The sequence below is a fragment of the Bradyrhizobium sp. CCBAU 53421 genome, assembly GCF_015291625.1.
GTDB lineage: Bacteria > Pseudomonadota > Alphaproteobacteria > Rhizobiales > Xanthobacteraceae > Bradyrhizobium.
Window position 1 is genome coordinate 5,210,519 of record NZ_CP030047.1, and the last position, 18,497, is coordinate 5,229,015.

The 18,497-nt window shown below is 65.1% G+C and carries 17 protein-coding genes and 1 pseudogene; 4 read left to right on the plus strand and 14 right to left on the minus strand.

The genetic code is table 11. The features are described 5' to 3' along the window. Positions 1 to 1,596: a protein translocase subunit SecD gene (gene secD, locus XH92_RS24940; RefSeq protein WP_194454470.1), complete on the minus strand. Its 1,596-nt coding sequence runs from the start codon at positions 1,594 to 1,596 to the stop codon at positions 1 to 3. Positions 1,597 to 1,633: 37 nt separating this feature from the next. Continuing rightward, positions 1,634 to 1,990, minus strand: coding sequence for a preprotein translocase subunit YajC (gene yajC / locus XH92_RS24945; protein WP_194454471.1), 357 nt, complete (start codon positions 1,988 to 1,990; stop codon positions 1,634 to 1,636). A gap of 190 nt (positions 1,991 to 2,180) precedes the next feature. Between yajC and XH92_RS24950 the strand changes: the two genes are divergently transcribed. The 3 genes from XH92_RS24950 to XH92_RS24960 all read left to right on the plus strand — a co-directional run bounded on the left by XH92_RS24950 (position 2,181) and on the right by XH92_RS24960 (position 5,709). Continuing rightward, positions 2,181 to 3,176, plus strand: coding sequence for an ATP-binding protein (locus XH92_RS24950; RefSeq protein ID WP_194454472.1), 996 nt, complete (start codon positions 2,181 to 2,183; stop codon positions 3,174 to 3,176). A 66-nt stretch (positions 3,177 to 3,242) separates the two neighbouring features. Further along, on the plus strand, positions 3,243 to 3,722 hold the full coding sequence (locus XH92_RS24955; RefSeq protein ID WP_194454473.1) for a hypothetical protein: 480 nt from the start codon (positions 3,243 to 3,245) through the stop codon (positions 3,720 to 3,722). 358 nt (positions 3,723 to 4,080) lie between these two features. After that, positions 4,081 to 5,709, plus strand: coding sequence for a porin (locus XH92_RS24960; protein ID WP_194454474.1), 1,629 nt, complete (start codon positions 4,081 to 4,083; stop codon positions 5,707 to 5,709). Between the two features lie 187 nt (positions 5,710 to 5,896). Here the strand turns inward: XH92_RS24960 and XH92_RS24965 are convergent, their stop codons facing one another. Beyond that, positions 5,897 to 7,273 (minus strand): LysM peptidoglycan-binding domain-containing M23 family metallopeptidase, encoded by a 1,377-nt coding sequence (locus XH92_RS24965; protein WP_194454475.1) that lies wholly within the window; start codon positions 7,271 to 7,273, stop codon positions 5,897 to 5,899. Positions 7,274 to 7,383: 110 nt separating this feature from the next. Continuing rightward, positions 7,384 to 8,040, minus strand: coding sequence for a protein-L-isoaspartate(D-aspartate) O-methyltransferase (locus XH92_RS24970; protein ID WP_194454476.1), 657 nt, complete (start codon positions 8,038 to 8,040; stop codon positions 7,384 to 7,386). A gap of 367 nt (positions 8,041 to 8,407) precedes the next feature. On the opposite strand from XH92_RS24970, the gene XH92_RS24975 reads away from it, so the two are divergent. Further along, positions 8,408 to 8,785, plus strand: coding sequence for a response regulator (locus XH92_RS24975; protein WP_095734447.1), 378 nt, complete (start codon positions 8,408 to 8,410; stop codon positions 8,783 to 8,785). Positions 8,786 to 8,826: 41 nt separating this feature from the next. On the opposite strand, the gene surE is transcribed toward XH92_RS24975, so the two are convergent. The 10 genes and pseudogenes from surE to XH92_RS25025 all read right to left on the minus strand — a co-directional run bounded on the left by surE (position 8,827) and on the right by XH92_RS25025 (position 18,462). Then, positions 8,827 to 9,594, minus strand: a complete 768-nt coding sequence (gene surE, locus XH92_RS24980) for a 5'/3'-nucleotidase SurE (RefSeq protein WP_194454477.1) — start codon at positions 9,592 to 9,594, stop codon at positions 8,827 to 8,829. A 79-nt stretch (positions 9,595 to 9,673) separates the two neighbouring features. Next, the gene (locus XH92_RS24985; RefSeq protein WP_194454478.1) at positions 9,674 to 10,609 is read right to left on the minus strand and encodes a hypothetical protein; all 936 of its coding nucleotides are present in this window, start codon (positions 10,607 to 10,609) and stop codon (positions 9,674 to 9,676) included. Between the two features lie 100 nt (positions 10,610 to 10,709). After that, positions 10,710 to 12,041 (minus strand): serine--tRNA ligase, encoded by a 1,332-nt coding sequence (gene serS, locus XH92_RS24990; RefSeq protein ID WP_194454479.1) that lies wholly within the window; start codon positions 12,039 to 12,041, stop codon positions 10,710 to 10,712. A 203-nt stretch (positions 12,042 to 12,244) separates the two neighbouring features. Further along, entirely contained in the window at positions 12,245 to 13,051 is an 807-nt protein-coding gene (gene tatC / locus XH92_RS24995) for a twin-arginine translocase subunit TatC (RefSeq protein WP_194454480.1), read from the minus strand. After that, entirely contained in the window at positions 13,048 to 13,575 is a 528-nt protein-coding gene (gene tatB, locus XH92_RS25000) for a Sec-independent protein translocase protein TatB (protein WP_194454481.1), read from the minus strand. The genes tatC and tatB overlap by 4 nt, the downstream gene beginning before the upstream one ends. Before the next feature lie 160 nt (positions 13,576 to 13,735). Further along, entirely contained in the window at positions 13,736 to 13,969 is a 234-nt protein-coding gene (locus XH92_RS25005) for a twin-arginine translocase TatA/TatE family subunit (RefSeq protein ID WP_050400528.1), read from the minus strand. 314 nt (positions 13,970 to 14,283) lie between these two features. Continuing rightward, a pseudogene (scpB, locus tag XH92_RS25010) lies at positions 14,284 to 15,055 on the minus strand (SMC-Scp complex subunit ScpB); the annotation flags it as partial. 53 nt (positions 15,056 to 15,108) lie between these two features. Then, on the minus strand, positions 15,109 to 15,930 hold the full coding sequence (locus tag XH92_RS25015) for a ScpA family protein (protein WP_194454483.1): 822 nt from the start codon (positions 15,928 to 15,930) through the stop codon (positions 15,109 to 15,111). Beyond that, the gene (nagZ, locus tag XH92_RS25020) at positions 15,927 to 16,949 is read right to left on the minus strand and encodes a beta-N-acetylhexosaminidase (RefSeq protein ID WP_194454484.1); all 1,023 of its coding nucleotides are present in this window, start codon (positions 16,947 to 16,949) and stop codon (positions 15,927 to 15,929) included. The genes XH92_RS25015 and nagZ overlap by 4 nt, the downstream gene beginning before the upstream one ends. A 46-nt stretch (positions 16,950 to 16,995) precedes the next feature. After that, a complete protein-coding gene (locus XH92_RS25025; RefSeq protein ID WP_194454485.1) occupies positions 16,996 to 18,462 on the minus strand; it encodes an SPOR domain-containing protein in 1,467 nt (488 codons plus the stop codon). Between the last annotated feature and the right edge of the window lie 35 nt (positions 18,463 to 18,497).

Sequence of the window (18,497 nt, forward strand, 5' to 3'; positions counted from 1 at the left end):
TCAGATCGGCACGGTTTGCGGCCGCTTCCACCGCACCCATGCCGCGACGATCAGGCGCGTCAGGGTAAAGGCGGTGAACACCGTGGTGATGATGCCGATGCCGAGCGTCACGGCAAAGCCGCGAACCGGTCCGGTGCCGATATAGAACAGCACGGCGGCAGCGATGAAGGTGGTGATGTTGGAGTCGAGGATGGTCGCCAGCGCCCGCTTGAACCCGGCGTCGATCGCCGAGATCGCGTTGCGGCCGCCGCGCAGTTCCTCGCGGATGCGCTCATAGATCAGCACGTTGGAGTCGACCGCGATGCCGACGGTGAGCACGATGCCGGCGATACCGGGCAAGGTCAGCGTGGCGTTGAGCAGCGACAGCAGCCCGAAGATCATGGCGACATTGATGGCCACCGCGATGTTGGCGAACACCCCGAACAGCCGGTAGGTGATCAGCATGAACACGATGACCAGGATCGAGCCGACATAGGCCGCAAGCTCGCCCTTCTCGATCGAGTCCTGGCCGAGGCCGGGACCAACGGTGCGTTCCTCGACCACCGTCAGCGGTGCCGGCAGCGCGCCGGCGCGCATCAGGATCGCCAGATCGTTGGCCGACTGCACGGTGAAGCTGCCGGAGATCTGGCCCTGTCCGCCGGTGATCGGCTCGCGAATCACGGGTGCCGAGATCACCTTGTTGTCGAGCACGATCGCGAACGGCTGGCCGACGTTGTCGGCGGTCGCCTGCGCGAATTTGCGCGCGCCCGACGTGTTGAACTTGAAGCTGACGATCGCCTCGCCGGTCCGCTGGTCGAAGCCGGGCTGGGCATCGGAGAGTTCGCTTCCGGAAACCAGGACCTGCTTCTTCACGATGTACGGAACCGGCGGCGGCGATGCGCTCACGAGCCGCTCCGAGTCCGCCGGCACCGTGGCCTGGTCGGGCGACGCCGTGGTGTCGACCATGCGGAATTCCATCTTCGCGGTCTTGCCGAGCAGCTCCTTAAGACGCGTCGGGTCCTGCAGGCCAGGCACCTGCACCAGGATGCGGTCGGTGCCCTGACGCTGGATCACCGGCTCGACCGTGCCGAGCTCGTTGACGCGGCGTTCGACGATCTGGATCGACTGCTCGATGGTCCTGCGCATCCGCTCGATCATAGCCGGCTGCGACACGGTCAGGCGGATCAAGCCGCCCCCGGCGTCGGCGACGTCGACATCGCGCTGGCCGCTGGAGCCGAGCAGGCCGCCGATCGGTTGCGCGACCTCGCGAAGCTTCGCCAGCGCCGCCGGAACGTCGGTCTCCTTCGCGATCCGGGCCTCGACGGCGTCGTTGCGGATCGTGATGCCTCCGGTGAAGCCGATCCGCGCGTCACGCAGCGCCTTGCGGGTGTCGTCGCGAACCTGCTCGAGCTTTTCCTTCTTCACGTAGTTGGCGTCGACCTCGAGCAGCAGATACGAGCCGCCCTGCAAATCGAGACCGAGAACGAGGCGGCGCTGCGCCCAGGCCGGCCAGGTCTTGACCTGCGCCTCGGGGAAGAAATTGGGCACGGCGCACAGGCAGACCACCAGCGCTGTCAGGATAATCCCCAGCGCTCGCCACCGCGTGAAATACAACATCGAATTGACCTGTCAGATTCGGCAAAAGGCTCCGCGATCAGCTCGCGGACGCCTCGTCCTTGGCGTCGCCCTTCGCCGGCTCGCCCTTGGTCCGCACGCCCGAAATCATCTGCCGCATCTGCCGCACGCGGACGCCGTCCGAAATCTCGAACTCGATCTGGTCGTCGTCGACCACCTTGGTCACCTTGCCGACCAGGCCGCCCGAGGTCACCACGGTGTCGCCGCGGCGGATGTTCTTCACGAGGTCCGCATGATCGCGCACCTTGCGCTGCTGCGGGCGCAGAATCAGGAAGTACATGATGACGAAGATCAGCGCGAATGGCAGCAGCGACATCAACATGCTGTTGGTGTCACCACTTGCTCCAGCCTGAGCAAACGCAGGAGTAATCAGCATTCGGACGATCCTCGGATAAGACGGGAAAGGACCGGCAGCGCCCTAGGGGTCGGGGCGGTATGGCGGTCCGGACAAATTCGCGCGGACTATAGCGGCCGCGGTCCCAATTGCAACGTTAACGGACCTTCATTTAGGGCGCTTGCGGGACCGCCGCCAGCCCGATAAGGCTGCGCCGTCAGGAACTGGACAAATGCCGAAAAAAGCCAAGAAAACCGACAAGAAAACCGATAAGAAAACCACCAGCAAAACGGCCGGCGGAGCCGCCGCCAAGCGCGCCGTAAACGCCGCGACAAAACGCCCGGTAATGCCGCTCGATGGCGCCACTGCCGAGCGGATCGCGAGCGCCCTGGAAAGCATCGCCAGCCGCCTTGCGGCCGCCTCCCCGACCCCCGATCCGGCCGAGTCGTTTGGTGCCGCGGACGCCTTTGTCTGGCATCCGGACGGACGCCTTGCCCCGGTGCCGCGCGTCAGCCGCGTCGAGATCGGCCTGCTCAAGGGCGTCGACCGGATGCGCGATATCCTGATGGAGAATACCGAGCGCTTCGCCAACGGGCTGCCCGCAAACAATGCGCTGCTGTGGGGCGCCCGCGGCATGGGCAAGTCGTCGCTGGTCAAGGCGACGCATGCCAGCCTCAATGTCGGCCGCAAGCCCGCCGACCGGCTGAAGCTGATCGAGATCCACCGCGAGGACATCGAGAGCCTGCCCGGTCTGATGGAGCTGCTGCGCAGCTCCTCGTTCCGCTTCATCGTGTTCTGCGACGACCTCTCCTTCGACGGCAACGACGCCTCCTACAAGTCACTCAAGGCGGTTCTGGAAGGCGGTATCGAAGGACGACCCGAGAACGTCATTCTCTATGCGACGTCGAACCGGCGGCATCTGCTGGCGCGCGAGATGATCGAGAACGAGCGCTCGACCGCGATCAATCCGGGCGAAGCGGTCGAGGAGAAAGTGTCGTTGTCGGATCGCTTCGGGCTCTGGCTCGGCTTCCATCGCTGCAGCCAGGACGAGTACCTCGCGATGGTGAAGGGCTATTGCGACCACTACGGCATCAAGATCGCCGACGACGAACTGGAGCGCGAGGCGCTCGAATGGTCGACCACCCGCGGCTCGCGCTCCGGCCGCGTCGCCTGGCAGTACACGCAGGAACTCGCCGGCCGGCTCGGCGTACGGCTCAGCGGGGCATAGCGCGCGCCGCACGTCCGGCCAATTGCAGGCCTTCTGAATCCGGTACGGCATGGGTACACTCGACGCATGCCGGCCGACCCCAGCACGACAGCGAGACGATGTGGCGAGTGCACCGCCTGCTGCGACGGCTGGCTGAAGATCCGGATTCGTGACCACGACGTCCATCCGGGACAGCCGTGCCCGTTCAGCAGCGCGGGCAAATGCACGATCTACGACGAGCGTCCGGTCGATCCCTGCCGGAACTTCGTCTGCGGCTGGCTGGCGCCGACAAGTCCGCTGCCCGACTGGATGCGACCGGACAAATCCAATGTCATCTTTCTTCCGGCAAGCTTCGTCTGGCGCACAATTCCAGTCGACGTTGCGGTTGCCATCGGCGCTCAGCCGAAAGCCAAGGCGCGCGCGTGGCTGGAAGCCTTCAGCCGCGACGCGCGCCGTCCCCTGCTGCTGCAGTCGGACGGGGACTGGCACGCGTTTGGACCGCCGCAATTCCTGAACGACATGGTCGAGCGTCTCGCAGACCGGCGAAACCCCTGGCAGCCCGTCTAGGCCTTGCACCAGGCGCTAGTTCGCTTCGAACCAGGCCGAAAATTGGCATCCATTATTCCAAAACAGCTCTCAGTTTCCGCACTGCAACATTTTATGTCAGCAATGCTGCCTGACTTCCGAGGCGGACTTTATGGTCGGGCATTCAAGTACATGAATGTAAGTCAAATTTTATTCCAGAATCCGATATGCGACAAATTGATGCAGTGCAATAGTATCATAGTACCATTTAAGTCACATCGCGTGTTTATCTCCCATACCTCGCCCGCGTCCATGTATCTGGTGTGTGGTATACATTAACGTCCCTCCACTTTGTGACCCTCAGCACACCGCTGAGGCGGTTTGACAAAGGGGGGATCAGATGAAGAAGGGACTTCTCGCCGGAACCGCGCTCGCGGCGATCGGCCTGGCGCTCACGCAACAGCCGGTGCAGGCAGCAACGCTCGATGACGTGATGGCGCGTCTGGATGCGCTCGAACGAAACAATGCGAAGCTTGCCAAGGAGAACGCGCAGCTGCGCGACCGAGTGAACCACATCGCGACCCGCAGCGCCGAGCCCGCTGCGGCGGCCTCAACGCCAAAGGGCAATCCGGTGCAGCACGCGGCCGTTGCGCCCTCCCCGAAGCCAGCGGCTCCCGAACACGCCGTGGTCAGCATCGGAGGCGCGCCGCTCTACAGCAAGGCGCCGGGCGGCAACGCCTTCGTCGATAACACCACCGTCACTCTCTATGGCCACGTCGATTTGTCCGGCGACGTCTTCAACGCCGGCGTGTTCGATCAGGGCACCAAGTTCGGTGTGGCAAGCAACCTCACCTTCTTCGGCGTCCACGCGCGTCACGATCTCGCACCCTATGGCTTCGAAGGGTGGGCCGCCGTCGCCCAGTTTGAATCCCTCGTCGAGGTCGCCGCGGTTCCGACCGAGCGTGCCGCGCTCGGAACGCGCGACAGCTTCATCGGGATGGCAACACCATGGGGCACGATCAAGGCGGGCAAATCGGACACGCCGTACAAGAAATCCACATCGAAGTTCGATCCGTTCTCGGCGACGCTCGGCGACTACAACTCGATCATGGGCAATACCGGCGGCGACCTGCGCGCGGAATTCGATTGGCGTGCGGCCCATGCCCTCTGGTACGAATCGCCGGTCTGGAACGGCTTCCAGACCACGCTGATGATCTCGCCCGGACAGAACACGGCAAGGGACAACAGCGATTTCGCGCTCGGCGACTTCAACTGTCCCGCCACGTCCGCGCGCGGCAGCGGCAGCGGCTTCCCGCTGACGTCAGCGCCGGAAGGCTGTACCGACGGCTCCTATGGCAACCTCTACAGCGCCTCGCTGACCTACAATCAGGGACCGTTCACGGCGGTCGCCGCCTACGAGATGCATGAGGGCACCAACCGCACCGGCGACGAGGCGGTCACGCCGCTCAGCAACGGCGGCGTGCTGATCGTTCCGCCGGGAGCCGTCGGCATCGCCAACGAATGGGCCGCGAAGATCGGCGCCGGATACCGCCTCGACGACGGCATCGGCAAGCTGCAGCTCTACGGCATCTACGAGGTGATGCGGCGCGAGAACACCGTGGCCGATTTCAACGAACGGTCACGCGACGGCTACTTCCTCAGCGCCACCCAGAGCGTCGGCGCCTGGGACGTCAGCGCGTCATGGGCCCACGCCAACGCCTCGCCGGGCTCGCCCGGGACCGGCATATTCAACAACTACACCGTCACGCCGGCCGCAGGATCGGCCGACTTCGCGCTCAACACGCTCGACAGCAGCGCCGATCAATATGCAGCCGGCGTCAAGTACCACTTCAGCCCGTTCGCGACCTGGTATCTCGTCGGCAGTTACCTGCGCAACGGCCCCGGCGCGCATTACTGCCTCGGCGTGAGCGGTCATGGCTATGGCGTGTGCGGTCGCGACGCCAACAACAACGTGGTCGCCGGCAACAAGGCGAGCGCCGTGACGACAGGCATGACGTTCGACTTCTAGAGCGTTCTCGCGCGAAGTGGATACCGGTTCGCGTGAAGAAAACGCGTCAACCCAAGAAGCTGGAGTTTCGGTTCTGATCCGTCAGAACCGAAACGCTCCAGCGCAAAACAAAACGGGGGAGGCCTGCGCCTCCCCCGTTGTCTTTGTTGTGAGACTTGGAAGTCCCTTGGAAGTCCCGGCGCGTAACTTACGCGCCGTTGAGGAACTGGAGCGGATCGACCGGAGACGATCCCTTGCGAATTTCGAAGTGCAGCTGCGGCGAGCCCGCCTCGCCGGACTGGCCGGACTTGGCGATCACCTGGCCGCGCTTGATGGTATCGCCGCGCTTCACCATCAGCTCGCTGGCATGGGCGTAGGCGGTGACATAGCCGTTGGAGTGGCGAACCAGCACGAGGTTGCCGTAGCCCTTCAGCTCATTGCCGGAGTACGCGACGACGCCGTCTTCGGCTGCCTTCACCGGCGTGCCCTCGGGCACCGCAACGTTGATGCCGTCATTGACCTTGCCATTGGTCTTCGAGCCGTAGGCGGTGATCACCTTGCCGCGCACCGGCCAGCGGAAGGTCGGCAATGCGCCGGTGGCTTCGCTCGACTTGGTGGCAACGGGTGCCTCTGCGGCGGCCGCCGGCTGCTCGACAGTCGCGGTCGGCTGAACCAGTCGGGCGCTCTGCTGCGGCAGCGCCGTGGCGACGACCTTCGGGGCCGCCATGGCCGGTGCCGGGGCAACGGCGACGGGCGCGGCAGCAACGGGTTGCGCAACCGGCGCAGGAGCCGCCATCGCAGTCTTGGCGCCAGGCACCACCAGCTTCATGCCGAGGCTCAGCCTTGCCGACTGATCGAGATTGTTGGCACGGGCGAGATCGGCCACAGGAATGTGGTGCTGGCGCGCGATGCTGTGCAGCGTGTCGCCGCGGTTGACGTAGTGGACGCCAGCAGGCGCGGCTGCCACGGCCACGGGCCGCGTGGCCGGCGCGGCCATCGCCGGCGCGGCTGCGGCGGCCGTCGGACGCGGAATGACCAGCTGCTGACCGGGCGACAGCGCGCGCGGTCCCTTGTAGCCGTTGGCACGCAGGATCTCGGCGGTCGAGACGTTGTAGCGGCGCGCCAGAACGTCGAGCGTATCGCTGGTGCCGACGATGATGGTGGTGCCGCTGTGTCCGGCGTGCGCTGCGGCGACCGAATGCGGAACGGTGCCGGTGGCTTCGATCTGCGGCTGGACAGGCGGCGGCGTGTAGGACGAAAGCCCGCGCCCTCCTCCGGAGACGCCGGCGTTGGCGACCGGGTAGGACTGCGGCGCTGCGACCGGCGGCGGCAACGGCTGTGACTGATATTGTGAATATTGCGGTTGCGTACGGGGCCGCGCGTATTGCGGCAGTTCGCGCGGCGGCTGTGCCTGCACGGTGCCGGTCGGCTGCGGATCAAACGCAAACGGATTTTGCGAGTAGGAGTTTTGCGAGAAGCGCGACGACATGTCGGCGCTGCAACCAGCAAAAGCCATGGACATCAGCGTCAGCACCGCAACCTGCGGTACGCGACGCGAGCGAAGCAACTCAACAACCCCAGACATGGTTACTCACTCGTACGCAACAAAAGACTGTTTTGAGTAAACACGTCGCGAGTAAATAACCGCTTAACCCTGCGAATAAGGCGTTGGCGCCAAGCAGCAAATCGCCAAATTCACAATTCGCGCGCGATTCCGGGCAGTGCCGGCACAAAGCGGACGTCGACCAATTCCTTGCGGTCGAAGCCGCTCTCCGTCCGCACCACGCGGACCAGGGTCTGGGTGCCCTGATGCGGTCCGACCGGGGCGATCAGGACGCCGCCCGGCTCGAGCCGCTCCAGCAGCTTCTCCGGGATCTGCTCCATCGCCGCGGTGACGATGATGCGGTCGAAATCGCCGGCCCCCGCCGGGACGTCGAAGCCGTCGCCGAGCAGCACCTCGATGTTGTAATAGCCCAGCTTTTCGAGGCGCTTGCGGGCGCCGTCGGCGAGCGTCCGGTAGCGCTCGATAGTCAGAACCTGCTTGCACAGCCGAGACAGGACGGCAGCCTGGTAGCCCGAGCCGGTGCCGATCTCGAGTACCCGGTGGTCCTTCTGCAGTTGCAGCTGCTCGGTCATGTAGGCCACGACGAAGGGCTGGCTGATGGTCTGCCCGCATGCGATCGCAAGCGCGCTGTCGCGATAGGCCTCGTTGCGATCGCGCGGATCGACGAACACCTCGCGCGGCACCTCCTCCATGGTCCGCAACACCGCCTGATCGCTGACCCCTCGCCGCCGCAGCGTCAGCTGAAACATCATCTTCTCGGTCGGGTCGGGCTTCACGGCCATGTTCATCAGCGTCTCTGGGCAGCGCTCGGAATCTTGCTCACGCTTGATGCCATTGAAATCCGAAATACCGCGTTAAGGAAAAATTTCCCGTCACCCTTTGTTCCCGGTCAGGAACCGGCAGTCCGATTTCGTGTTGGCGCCAACACGGCAGCTTCCCATATAATCGACAGCGATGCGCGGTGAACGCCCGGTCGCGGGGGCTTGTTCGGTTTACACCCCGCCCAGAGGCTGGACGAATCCCGCGCAACACGTCAGTCAAGGCAATCCGGCGATGCAGCGCGGCGCGCCGGAAACCGACTAATTCCCAAACGTTTGCATTGCGCCTTGTAATGTTATTTGCGAGCCTATTTCAGGGACGGGCAAGGATTCCATCATGACAGCGATACGGCCGGCGGGCTGTTCAGTTTTCCTCGTGGAGGACGAGGTCATGATCCGGATGATGGTCGCCGATATGCTGGAAGAGCTCGGCCATAGCGTCGCGGCCGAGGCCGGCGAGATCGGCGAAGCGGTCAAGCTCGCGCAATCGACCGAATTCGACCTCGCGATCCTCGACGTCAACGTCAACGGCAAGGTGATCACCCCGGTCGCCGAGCTGATCAACGCCCGCAACCGCCCCTTCATCTTCGCGACCGGCTATGGCTCGTCCGGCCTGCCTCCGGAGTATCGCGATCGTCCGGCGCTGCAAAAGCCCTTCCAGCTGGAGACGCTGGCGCAGGTGATCTCAAGCGCGATGCGGAGCGCGCCGGTCTGACGATTAGCTCGATGCCGTAGCCCCGGACGGGCTACAGAAGCTCACTTCAGCGTCGTGGCCAGCGTTTCCGAGAACGCCTCATCGGTGCGGTCGAGCCGCAGCGGCGTCACCGAGACGTAGCGCGCGGCAAGCGCGGCGAGATCGGTGCCTTCGGCCGGCGTATCCATCATCGCCGCGCGCTCGAAGCCAATCCAGAAATATGGATTGCCGCGTCCGTCGTGACGGCGATCGATCTTCAGGAAACCCTGATTGCGCTTGCCTTGCCGCGTGATCCGGATGCCCTTGACGTCGTCGGGCATGCAGGACGGGAAGTTGACGTTGATGACGGTGTTGCGCGGAACGCCCGCGCCGATCACCTTGCGGATGATGTCGGGCCCGAATTTCAGCGCGGTATCCCACAGCGGCGCGTTGCGCGTCTCGATCGAAAACTCCTGCGACAACGCAAACGACGGAAAGCCCAGGATGGTGCCTTCCAGCGCGCCGGCGATGGTGCCGGAATAGACCACGTCCTCGGCGACGTTGCGGCCCTTGTTGACGCCGCTCAGCACGAGATCGGGCAGCTTGTCTCCGAGGATGTGGCGCGCGCCCATGATGACGCAATCGGTCGGCGTGCCACGCACCGCGAAATGACGCGGGCTGACTTCGCGCAGACGCAGCGGATCGTTGAGCGACAGCGAATGCGAGACGCCGGACTGGTCGAGCTCGGGGGCGACGATCCAGACGTCGTGGGACAATGCGCGTGCAATCTGCTCGACGACCTGCAGGCCGGGGGCGTGGATGCCGTCATCATTGGTGCAGAGAATTCGCATCCGTCAAAGTGCCTTTTGTTCCGATTCGACGCGGGTTTTCTTGCGCCGCGGTTCCTGAATTGATTGCCGTCTTAACCGGCTAGGGCCGCGGAGGCAAACCCGACGACGGCCCGCGCCATCGCGCCGACGTCACGCGCCAGGGACGCACAAATCTGCCGCTGCCGGCGATCTTGCGGTCGAACACCGGCCAGGCCGGGCGGACCGACCGCCGGACGGCCTTGAGCACCGGCATGATCGGAGGCGGCGTGGGCGCCTCCGATTTAGGGGCTTCGGACTTTGGAGCCTCGGACTTGGGAGCCTCGGACTTGGGAGCCTCGGACTTGAGAGCCTCGGACTTGGGAGGGGCGTGCTCGGGAGCCTCGGACCTGATGGGCTCTACCTTGGGAGGCTCAGGCTTGGCAGCCTCGCGCTTGGCAGGCTCAGCCCTCGGCGATTCAATCCTGGACGGTTCAGCAGCGCTCCGAGCTTCAGACTTGAGCAGCACAGGCTTGGCAGGCTCAGTCTGTGGGGCTTCGAATGTCCGGGCTTCAGGCTTGAGCAGCTCGGGCGTGACCGAAGCCGCCCGGAGAGGCTCGGGCCTCGGAGCCTTCGGAGGCTCCGATCTTGGGATCTCGGATCTGGCTGGTTCAACCTTGCGAGGCGCAGGCTTCGGCGGTTCGGGATTTGGCGTTTCGAGTTTCGGCGGCGGCGACGCGGGCGCCTCCTCGGCCGGCTTTGCGACGGGCGCTGCCGCATACGATTTCGATTTCAGTCTCGCCAGCAGCTCCTCGATCGAAGGCGCCGATTCCGCGTCAAGCGGAGCCCGCCGCGCCACCGGCGGCGTAGCCCGGACCGGAGGCTGCGGCGGCGCGACGGCCGCGGGCGCGGGCAGATCGGCCGGCGCCAGATGGGCGAACTTGCTGCGCGCGATCTCCAGCGCCTTGTCGAAGTCGGGCCGGTCGATCCAGGCCTTCGTTTGCACCTCGGTCACGCGGGCTTCCCACAACCGTGCGGCCTCGATGTCGTAATAGCCCATCTGCTTCTGATTGATCAGCTGCAGACCATGGCCGGTCACGGCCCATTGTTTGCCAAGCCAGTGGATGTCACGGTGGAGCGGCATCGCACTGGCCCTCGCCTTACATGCCCTGCTCGATGACCTTGAGCCCGCCCATATAGGGCTGCAGCACATCGGGCACGGCGATCGAGCCATCCTGCTGCTGATAGGTCTCCATGACGGCGATCAAGGCGCGCCCGACCGCCGTGCCGGAGCCGTTCAGCGTATGCACGAAGCGCGGCTTGCCGTCGGGACCGCGGTAGCGCGCGTCCATGCGGCGCGCCTGGAAATCACCGCACACCGAGCAACTCGAGATCTCGCGATAGGCACCGCCATCGCCCTGCCCCGGCATCCACACCTCGATGTCGTAGGTCTTCTGCGCGGAGAAGCCCATGTCGCCGGCGCACAATGTCATCACGCGATAATGCAGGTCGAGCTTCTGCAGCACCTGCTCGGCGCAGGACAGCATGCGCTCGAGCTCGTCCTTGCTGGCTTCCGGCGGCGTGATCGACACCAGCTCGACCTTCGTGAACTGGTGCTGACGGATCATGCCGCGCGTATCGCGTCCCGCCGCGCCCGCCTCCGCACGGAAGCACGGCGTCAGCGCGGTGAGCCGCATCGGCAGCTCCTTCTCGTCGAGGATGGACTCGCGCGCGAGGTTGGTCAGCGAGACTTCGGCAGTCGGGATCAGGCCCAGGCGTTCGCTGCGCAGATCGGCATTCGGCGCCGAGAGCAATTCGCCCTTGATCGCCCAGAACTGATCGTCCTCGAATTTCGGCAATTGGCCGGTGCCGAACATTACGGCATCGCGCACCAGGAGCGGCGGATTGATCTCGGTGTAGCCGTGCTCGCCGGTGTGCAGATCGAGCATGAACTGCCCGATCGCGCGTTCGAGCCGCGCCAGCCCCCTCTTCAGCACGACGAAGCGCGCGCCGGACAATTTCGCCGCCGCCTCGAAGTCCATGTCACCGAGCGCGGTGCCGAGATCGTCATGCAGCTTCGGTGCAAAGCCGTAGTCGCGCTTCTTGCCGAACACATGGTGCTGGACGTTGCCGTGCTCGTCGGTGCCGTCGGGCACCTCGTCGAGCGGCAGATTCGGAATCGACGACAGCTGCTTCGTCAGCTCTTCATCGGCGGTCTTCGCCGACGCCTCGAGCTCGGGCATCGTGGTCTTGAGCTCGGCGACTTCGGCCATCAGCGTGGCCGCGCGCGCCTCGTCCTTCGCCTTCTTGGCATCGCCGATCTCCTTCGAGGCCGCATTGCGCCGCGCCTGGGCCTGCTCGGACGCCATGATCGCGGCACGCCGCTTCTCGTCGATTGCCAGCAGCGACGGCGACAGCGCCCCAAGTCCGCGGCGCTTCAGGCCGGCGTCGAAGGCTGTCGGGTTGTCGCGGATCGCTTTGATGTCGTGCATGGCAGTCGGGGTCCTAACGTCGCTCGGGCGGATAGCGTTGTATGTCAACGTTTTGCGGCGTGCCTCAACTAGCACAACTGTCATCGCCCGCGAAGGCGGGCGATCCAGTATTCCAGAGCCGTCGGCGTGTCCCCGAGAGGCCGCGGCGTACTGGATACCCCGCCTTCGCGGGGTATGACATCGAATGTGATGTGAAGACAGCCCTACTCGGCCGGGTTGGTCGCCGACGGCGCTCCGGACGAGGCGCTCGAGGCGGCGGCCTTCTTCTCCACGATCCGGACCGCGATGATCGCGCCCTCGTAGAGCGCGAGCAGCGGGATCGCGAGCGAGGCCTGGCTCAGCACGTCGGGCGGCGTCAGTACGGCGGCGATGATGAAGGCGACCACGATGAAGTAGCGCCGCTTCTCCTTCAACATCTTCGAGGTGACGATGCCGATGCGGCCGAGCAGTGTGAGGATCACAGGCAGCTGGAACGCGATGCCGAAGGCGAAGATCAGCGACATCATCAGCGAGAGATACTCGCCGACCTTGGGCAGCAACTGAATCTGGGCGGTCTCCGCGCCGGCGGTCTGCTGCATGCCGAGCGAAAAGCGGGTCAGCATCGGGAAAACCACGAAATAAACCAGCATCGCGCCCAGCACGAAGAAGATCGGTGTGGCGACCAAATACGGCAGGAAGGCATTGCGCTCATGCTTGTAGAGCCCGGGCGCCACGAACATGTAGACCTGCCCGGCAACGATCGGGAACGAGATGAAGGCCGCCCCGAACATCGCGAGCTTGAGCTGGGTGAGAAAATATTCGAGCAGCGCGGTATAGATGAATTTCGAATTCTCCGGCCCGGCCACCCAGATGAACGGCCAGACCAGGACATTGAATATCTGCTTGGCGAAGAAGAAGCAGATGATGAAGGCCACAGCAAAGCCGAGCAGCGCCTTGATCAGCCGCGAGCGCAGCTCGATCAGATGATCCATCAAGGGGGCCTTGCTGGCCTCGATATCTTCGGCGCTCATGACGCCCTCGCGTCCTTGAGCACGTCAGGCTGTGCCGGCGTCACGTCCTGCGCAGGCGCCGGCTCGGGCTTCACCTCGCTGGTGATCGCGAGCGGCTCGCTCGTGGCGGCGGCGTGCGCCTCAGCCTCGACGAAGGTCTCCGGTGTCGGCTCGGCCGGTGTGGTGGGCGTCACCGGTGCGTCGCTTGACGTCACCGGTGCATCGATCGCGGAGGCGACCTGCGCATCGACCGGCTTGTCGATCTGCAGGGCGTCGCTGACGTCCTTCTGCAGCGAGGTCATGATGCCGCCGCTGGTGATGCCGGTGGCAGCTTCCCTGACCTCGTCAAAACTCTTCTTGAGGTCGGCCATCTCGGCCTCGCGCATGGCCTCCTGGAACTGGCCCTGGAATTCGGCGGCCATCCTGCGGGCCTTGCCCATCCATTGCCCGACCATGCGCAGCACGCCCGGAAGTTCTTTCGGGCCGATGGCGATCAGCGCGACGACCGCGATGACGACCAGTTCACTCCACCCGATATCGAACATGAATTCTTCCGCCTAAGCGCGCCGCGATCCGCCCCATCGGTCCTCACAGGATCTGGGGCTGCCGGCGCCTTTTCTCAATCGGCGTCCATAGCGCGTCTGTGCGACGGCGTCACCGTTTCGCGCAAGGAAAAACGTCGAAATATGCGTCAGTACAAGCGCGTTAGACGGCCTTGCTGCCGACGTCCTGGCGCGCGGCCGACGGCGCCGCATTGTGGTCGATCGCCTTGGTGGACTCCGGCTTGTCCGCAACCTTGTCGTCGTCCTGCATGCCCTTCTTGAAGGCCTTGATGCCTTGGGCGACGTCACCCATCAGGTCCGAAATCTTGCCGCGTCCGAACAGCAGCAGGACCACTGCGATCACGACGATCCAGTGCCAAATGCTAAGCGAACCCATCCTGCAACCCTCCAGAAATGGCCGGGGGACCGGCCTGAACATGGTCGGAAGTTAGGCCCGCGGGGTGTCAAAAACAAGGACCTCGGCCGCGGCAAATCGCTGTCGCGGCTACGTAATATTGCTAGGCTTAACCGGGAATATTCCGGGCTATTCGCCCTTCTCCTCGGCGCCGTCGTCATCGCCCGCGTGGTCGATGTGCTCTTCCGGCTCACCAGCGTCAGGTTCGGCCGCGTCAACTTCGGTCGCGTCCTCCTCGGCGGCGGCTTCCGCCTCGAATTCGGCTTCCGCCTCGACCGTCATTTCGACCTCGGCAGTCTCGACCTCGGCAACCGCTTCGTTCTCGGCCGCTTCGCTCTCGGTCTTCGGTTCCTCGGCTTCCGGCTCGACCGCCGGCGCGAGCAGCAGTTCCAGCGTGTCGCCGGGCTCGAGCGGCTCCTCGTCCTCGCGCAGCGTCGCGTCATCCGACGGCGAGGGAACGGAAAAACCGGTCGGCAGGCGCGAGTCGAGCAGGCCCGTGCCCTTCAGTTCCTCCAGGCCCGGCAGGTCGCCGAGTGCTTCGAGGCTGAATTGCGACAGGAAGGCGTCGGTGGTTCCGAAAGTGAGCGGACGCCCCGGCGTCTTGCGGCGGCCGCGCGGGCGGATCCAACCGGTCTCCAGCAACACGTCGATCGTTCCCTTCGAGGTGACCACGCCGCGAATCTCCTCGATCTCGGCACGGGTCACCGGCTGGTGATAGGCGACGATCGCCAGCACCTCGATCGCCGCACGCGACAGCTTCCGCGTCTCGGTGCTCTCGCGCGTCATCAGCCACGACAGATCGCCGGCGGTGCGGAACGTCCACTTGTTGGCGACCCGAACCAGATTGACGCCACGCGGCGCATATTCCGCCTGCAGCTGTGCGAGTGCCGCCTTGATATCGACGCCGTCGGGCATCCGCTTTGCGAGCGTTGCCTGATCGATCGGCTCGGCCGATGCGAACAACAAGGCTTCCAGGAGCCGCAATTCCTCAGGACGCGCTACCGGATGATCCATAGGAGAAACCTCCTCCTCGGGCTCGTCTCTGCGCACTTCCGCCAAGCTTGCCATGGGCTTGCTCTCCTTCTTCCACTTACTCAACCGACAGGTCCGGCTTCTTCCACTTACTCAACCGACAGGTCCGGCGCGGCGATTGCAGCCTGCGCTTGACGCTTTCGGAAATAGATCGGCGCGAACGCCTGCTTCTGGTTGATCTCCATCTCGCCTTCGCGAACCAGCTCGAGGGCGGCAGCGAAGCTCGAGGCGAACACCGTCGCCTTCTGCTTGGGATCGGCGACGTACTTCATCAGGTACTCGTCGAGGCAGCTCCATTCCTCGGCGAGGCCGACCAGCCGCTCCAGCGAGGCGCGCGCTTCGGCCAGCGACCACACCGTCCGCTTCGCCAGATGCACCGAGGTCAGCACGCGCGACGCGCGCTGCGTGGCATAGGCCGACAGCAGGTCGTACAGGGTCGCGGTGAACTTCGGATGCTTGATCTCGGCGATCGATTCCGGATTGCCGCGCGGAAAGATATCGCGCTGGAACTGCGGCCGGTTCATCAGCCGGTTCGCCGCCTCGCGGATCGCCTCCAGACGGCGCAGCCGGTTGGCAAGCGCGGTCGCCATTTCCTCGGCGCTCGGTCCCTCCGCGGTCGGCGGCTCGGGCAGCAACAGCCGCGACTTCAGGAAGGCAAGCCAGGCCGCCATCACCAGATAATCGGCGGCAAGCTCGAGGCGGATTTTGCGCGCCGCCTCGATGAACGACAGATATTGGTCGGCCAGCGCCAGGATCGAAATCTTCGACAGGTCGACCTTCTGCTGCCGCGCCAAGGTCAACAGCAGGTCGAGCGGGCCTTCATAGCCCTCGACATCGACCACCAGCGCGGGTTCGCCGTCGGCGAGGTCGGCCGGCCGCCCGGTCTCAAACGATAGAATTTCAGCGGTCATGCCGTCCCTACCCGATCCAACAACGCATCCAGTTCAGCCCGTGCCGCCTGCCGGTCGAGCGCTTCAGGCTGCTTGCGCGCAGCGAGCGTCGCCCTGGCCCGCTCAAGCGCCTTGCCGGTCAATTCCGGCGTCTCCCGCGCAACCTCGCGCATTTCGTCGATATTGCCGTTGCAGTGCAGAACCATGTCGCAACCGGCGCTGACGATGGCGCGGGTCCGTTCGGCAATTGATCCGGCCAGCGCATTCATCGACACGTCATCACTCATCAACAAACCCTGAAACCCGATCAGGCCGCGAATCACCTGTTCGATGATTGTCGCAGAAGTCGTTGCCGGATGGACGGGGTCCAGCGCGCTAAACACAACATGTGCAGTCATCGCCATCGGCAGGTCCGCCAGGGGCTGGAACGCGGCGAAATCGGTCCGTTCCAGCTCGGATTTGGCGGTATCGACCGTCGGCAGACGGAAATGGCTGTCCGCGGTGGCGCGGCCATGGCCGGGAATATGCTTGAGAACCGGCAGCACGCCGCCCTGTTCCAACCCATCCGTGACGGCACGGGCGATCGCCGCGACCTTGTCCGGTTCGGTTCCGTAGGCCCGGTTCCCGATCACCGCATCGGCGCCGGCCACCGGAACGTCGGCCAAGGGCAGGCAATCGACGGTGATCCCGAGGTCGATCAGATCGGCCGCAATCAGCCTCGAGCTGAGCCGGGCTGCTGTGAGGCCAAGCTTCGGGTCGATGTCGTAGAGCGCGCCAAAGCTCGCGCCGGGCGGATATGCCGGCCAATGCGGCGGTCCGAGCCGCTGCACCCGCCCGCCTTCCTGGTCGATCAGAACCGGCGCGTCGGCCATGCCGGCCGCAGACCTGAGTTCCCCAACAAGAGCTGCCACTTGGGCAGGACTCTCGATGTTGCGCTTGAACAGGATGAAGCCCCACGGCCGCTCCGCACCAATGAGTTCGCGTTCAGCGTCGTTGAGGACCAGCCCGGATATGCCGGTGATGAATGCGCGGTTCGCCATTCGGCCGATTAGGCCGCATGCGGCCCACCGGTCAAGGAAACGGCCGCTAATTTCTTTGGATGAAGCAGTTCGGCAGGCCTGCCGACTTCAGGCGGTTGCAGAGCTGGTTCGCCTCCTCCGCGGAGCCGAGCGGGCCGGCGAAGGCGCGGTAGTACACCCCCTTCTCGGCGAGATCGACGCGCTTCACGACCAGCGGCTGGGAGGCCAGCAAGCTGGAATACTTGCCTTGCAGCACCTTGTACGACGCCTGCGCGTCCGCCTCATTCTTCTGCGACGACACCTGGACCAGATACCCACCGCCGCCAACCGAGGCCGTCGAGGTCGACGCCACCCGCGTCGGGGGCGCAGCCGGAGCCGCGTCAGCCTGCCCGGGAACCAGCGACATCGGCGCGTTCACGCTGGCATTGGCCGCCGACGGATTGCCGCGCGACACCGGAGGCTTCGCCGCTGCCGGAGGTTTCGCCGGCACGGCCGCGGTGGCCTGTGTGCCGTCGGGCCCATCGCCCTTGACCGAGAGGGTGCGGACCTTGCGCGGCTCGTTGTTCGGCAGGGTCCCGTTCGCGGTGATCGGCGCCGGCGCGGGCTGCGCGGTCTGCACGCTGGCGGCCGGCGGCGGATTGGTATTGGCGTTCAGCGGCGGAAACACCACGCGCGGTCCGGCGGTCTTCGAATTGACGTCGACCGGGGTCTCTTCACGCGACACGATCTTCTCGGAGCCGTCGCCTGTCGCCATACGGTCCGGCGTCTTCGCCGGCGCATCGGCCTGGGCCGGAATCACCTTGGTCGGCGTGTTGTCGGCCTTGATGATCGGCGGCTCGCCGGTACGGGGCGAGCCCACATAGGTGCGGTAGGCATAGGCACCGCCGACGCCGAACACGCCAAGCGCCAGGACAGCGGCGACCGTCATCAGGCCACTGCTCCGCCGGCGCGGTTCAGGCTCTTCCTCATCGGCTTCATAGGCGTAGGGATCGTCCGGATAGGATGGATCGCGCTGCAGATCCTGTTCACCGGCTTCCAGCTGACCGTAGAGCGCGTCGTCATAGCGCGACGGATCGTGGCCCTGATCGCCGCTCTGATAGTGCGGCTCGTCGTCAAAGGCCTCGGGTTGTCGCGGCGGCTCGACCGGCCGATAGGCTGCGACCGGCTCGGGCGCGGGCGGCTGCACCTGCTGGGCAGCGTAGCGGTGCAACGGATGCACCGGCTTCGGCTGGTAGTCCTGCTCGGGCTCTTCGTATTCGGTGTGCTGCACAGGCGGCGGAACGACAGTCTCCTGTCGCGCGCGCTGCATCCACGGCGGCGGGCCCGCGGCCGGCGCATCGTCGTCCTCGGCCTGCGGATCATATTGTTGCGGCCGCGCATTGGCGCGTGACTGCAGCGGGCGCGGCGGCGGCTTGTTGGCGGCGCCGAACGGATCCGTCTGGCCGATCAGCCGAGCCAGTTCCGCAAGCGGATCGCTCTCGGCCCTGGGGGCCGCGTCGGTGGAAAAAAGTCGGTCCTGATATCGATCAGCCATTGTGATGATGCATCCCCTTCGGGACAGCGCCAAGA

Excerpts from the sequence above, each read along its gene's own strand:
- tatC (WP_194454480.1), bottom strand. The coding sequence starts at position 13,051 with ATGAGCGCCGAAGATATCGAGGCCAGCAAGGCCCCCTTGATGGATCAT.
- secD (WP_194454470.1), bottom strand. The coding sequence starts at position 1,596 with ATGTTGTATTTCACGCGGTGGCGAGCGCTGGGGATTATCCTGACAGCG.
- yajC (WP_194454471.1), bottom strand. The coding sequence starts at position 1,990 with ATGCTGATTACTCCTGCGTTTGCTCAGGCTGGAGCAAGTGGTGACACC.
- nagZ (WP_194454484.1), bottom strand. The coding sequence starts at position 16,949 with ATGGCGAACCGCGCATTCATCACCGGCATATCCGGGCTGGTCCTCAAC.
- serS (WP_194454479.1), bottom strand. The coding sequence starts at position 12,041 with ATGCACGACATCAAAGCGATCCGCGACAACCCGACAGCCTTCGACGCC.
- XH92_RS24970 (WP_194454476.1), bottom strand. The coding sequence starts at position 8,040 with ATGAACATGGCCGTGAAGCCCGACCCGACCGAGAAGATGATGTTTCAG.
- XH92_RS25015 (WP_194454483.1), bottom strand. The coding sequence starts at position 15,930 with ATGACCGCTGAAATTCTATCGTTTGAGACCGGGCGGCCGGCCGACCTC.
- XH92_RS25025 (WP_194454485.1), bottom strand. The coding sequence starts at position 18,462 with ATGGCTGATCGATATCAGGACCGACTTTTTTCCACCGACGCGGCCCCC.
- XH92_RS24960 (WP_194454474.1), top strand. The coding sequence starts at position 4,081 with ATGAAGAAGGGACTTCTCGCCGGAACCGCGCTCGCGGCGATCGGCCTG.
- XH92_RS24950 (WP_194454472.1), top strand. The coding sequence starts at position 2,181 with ATGCCGAAAAAAGCCAAGAAAACCGACAAGAAAACCGATAAGAAAACC.
- XH92_RS24965 (WP_194454475.1), bottom strand. The coding sequence starts at position 7,273 with ATGTCTGGGGTTGTTGAGTTGCTTCGCTCGCGTCGCGTACCGCAGGTT.
- XH92_RS24985 (WP_194454478.1), bottom strand. The coding sequence starts at position 10,609 with ATGGGCTATTACGACATCGAGGCCGCACGGTTGTGGGAAGCCCGCGTG.
- XH92_RS24975 (WP_095734447.1), top strand. The coding sequence starts at position 8,408 with ATGACAGCGATACGGCCGGCGGGCTGTTCAGTTTTCCTCGTGGAGGAC.
- tatB (WP_194454481.1), bottom strand. The coding sequence starts at position 13,575 with ATGTTCGATATCGGGTGGAGTGAACTGGTCGTCATCGCGGTCGTCGCG.
- surE (WP_194454477.1), bottom strand. The coding sequence starts at position 9,594 with ATGCGAATTCTCTGCACCAATGATGACGGCATCCACGCCCCCGGCCTG.
- XH92_RS25005 (WP_050400528.1), bottom strand. The coding sequence starts at position 13,969 with ATGGGTTCGCTTAGCATTTGGCACTGGATCGTCGTGATCGCAGTGGTC.
- XH92_RS24955 (WP_194454473.1), top strand. The coding sequence starts at position 3,243 with ATGCCGGCCGACCCCAGCACGACAGCGAGACGATGTGGCGAGTGCACC.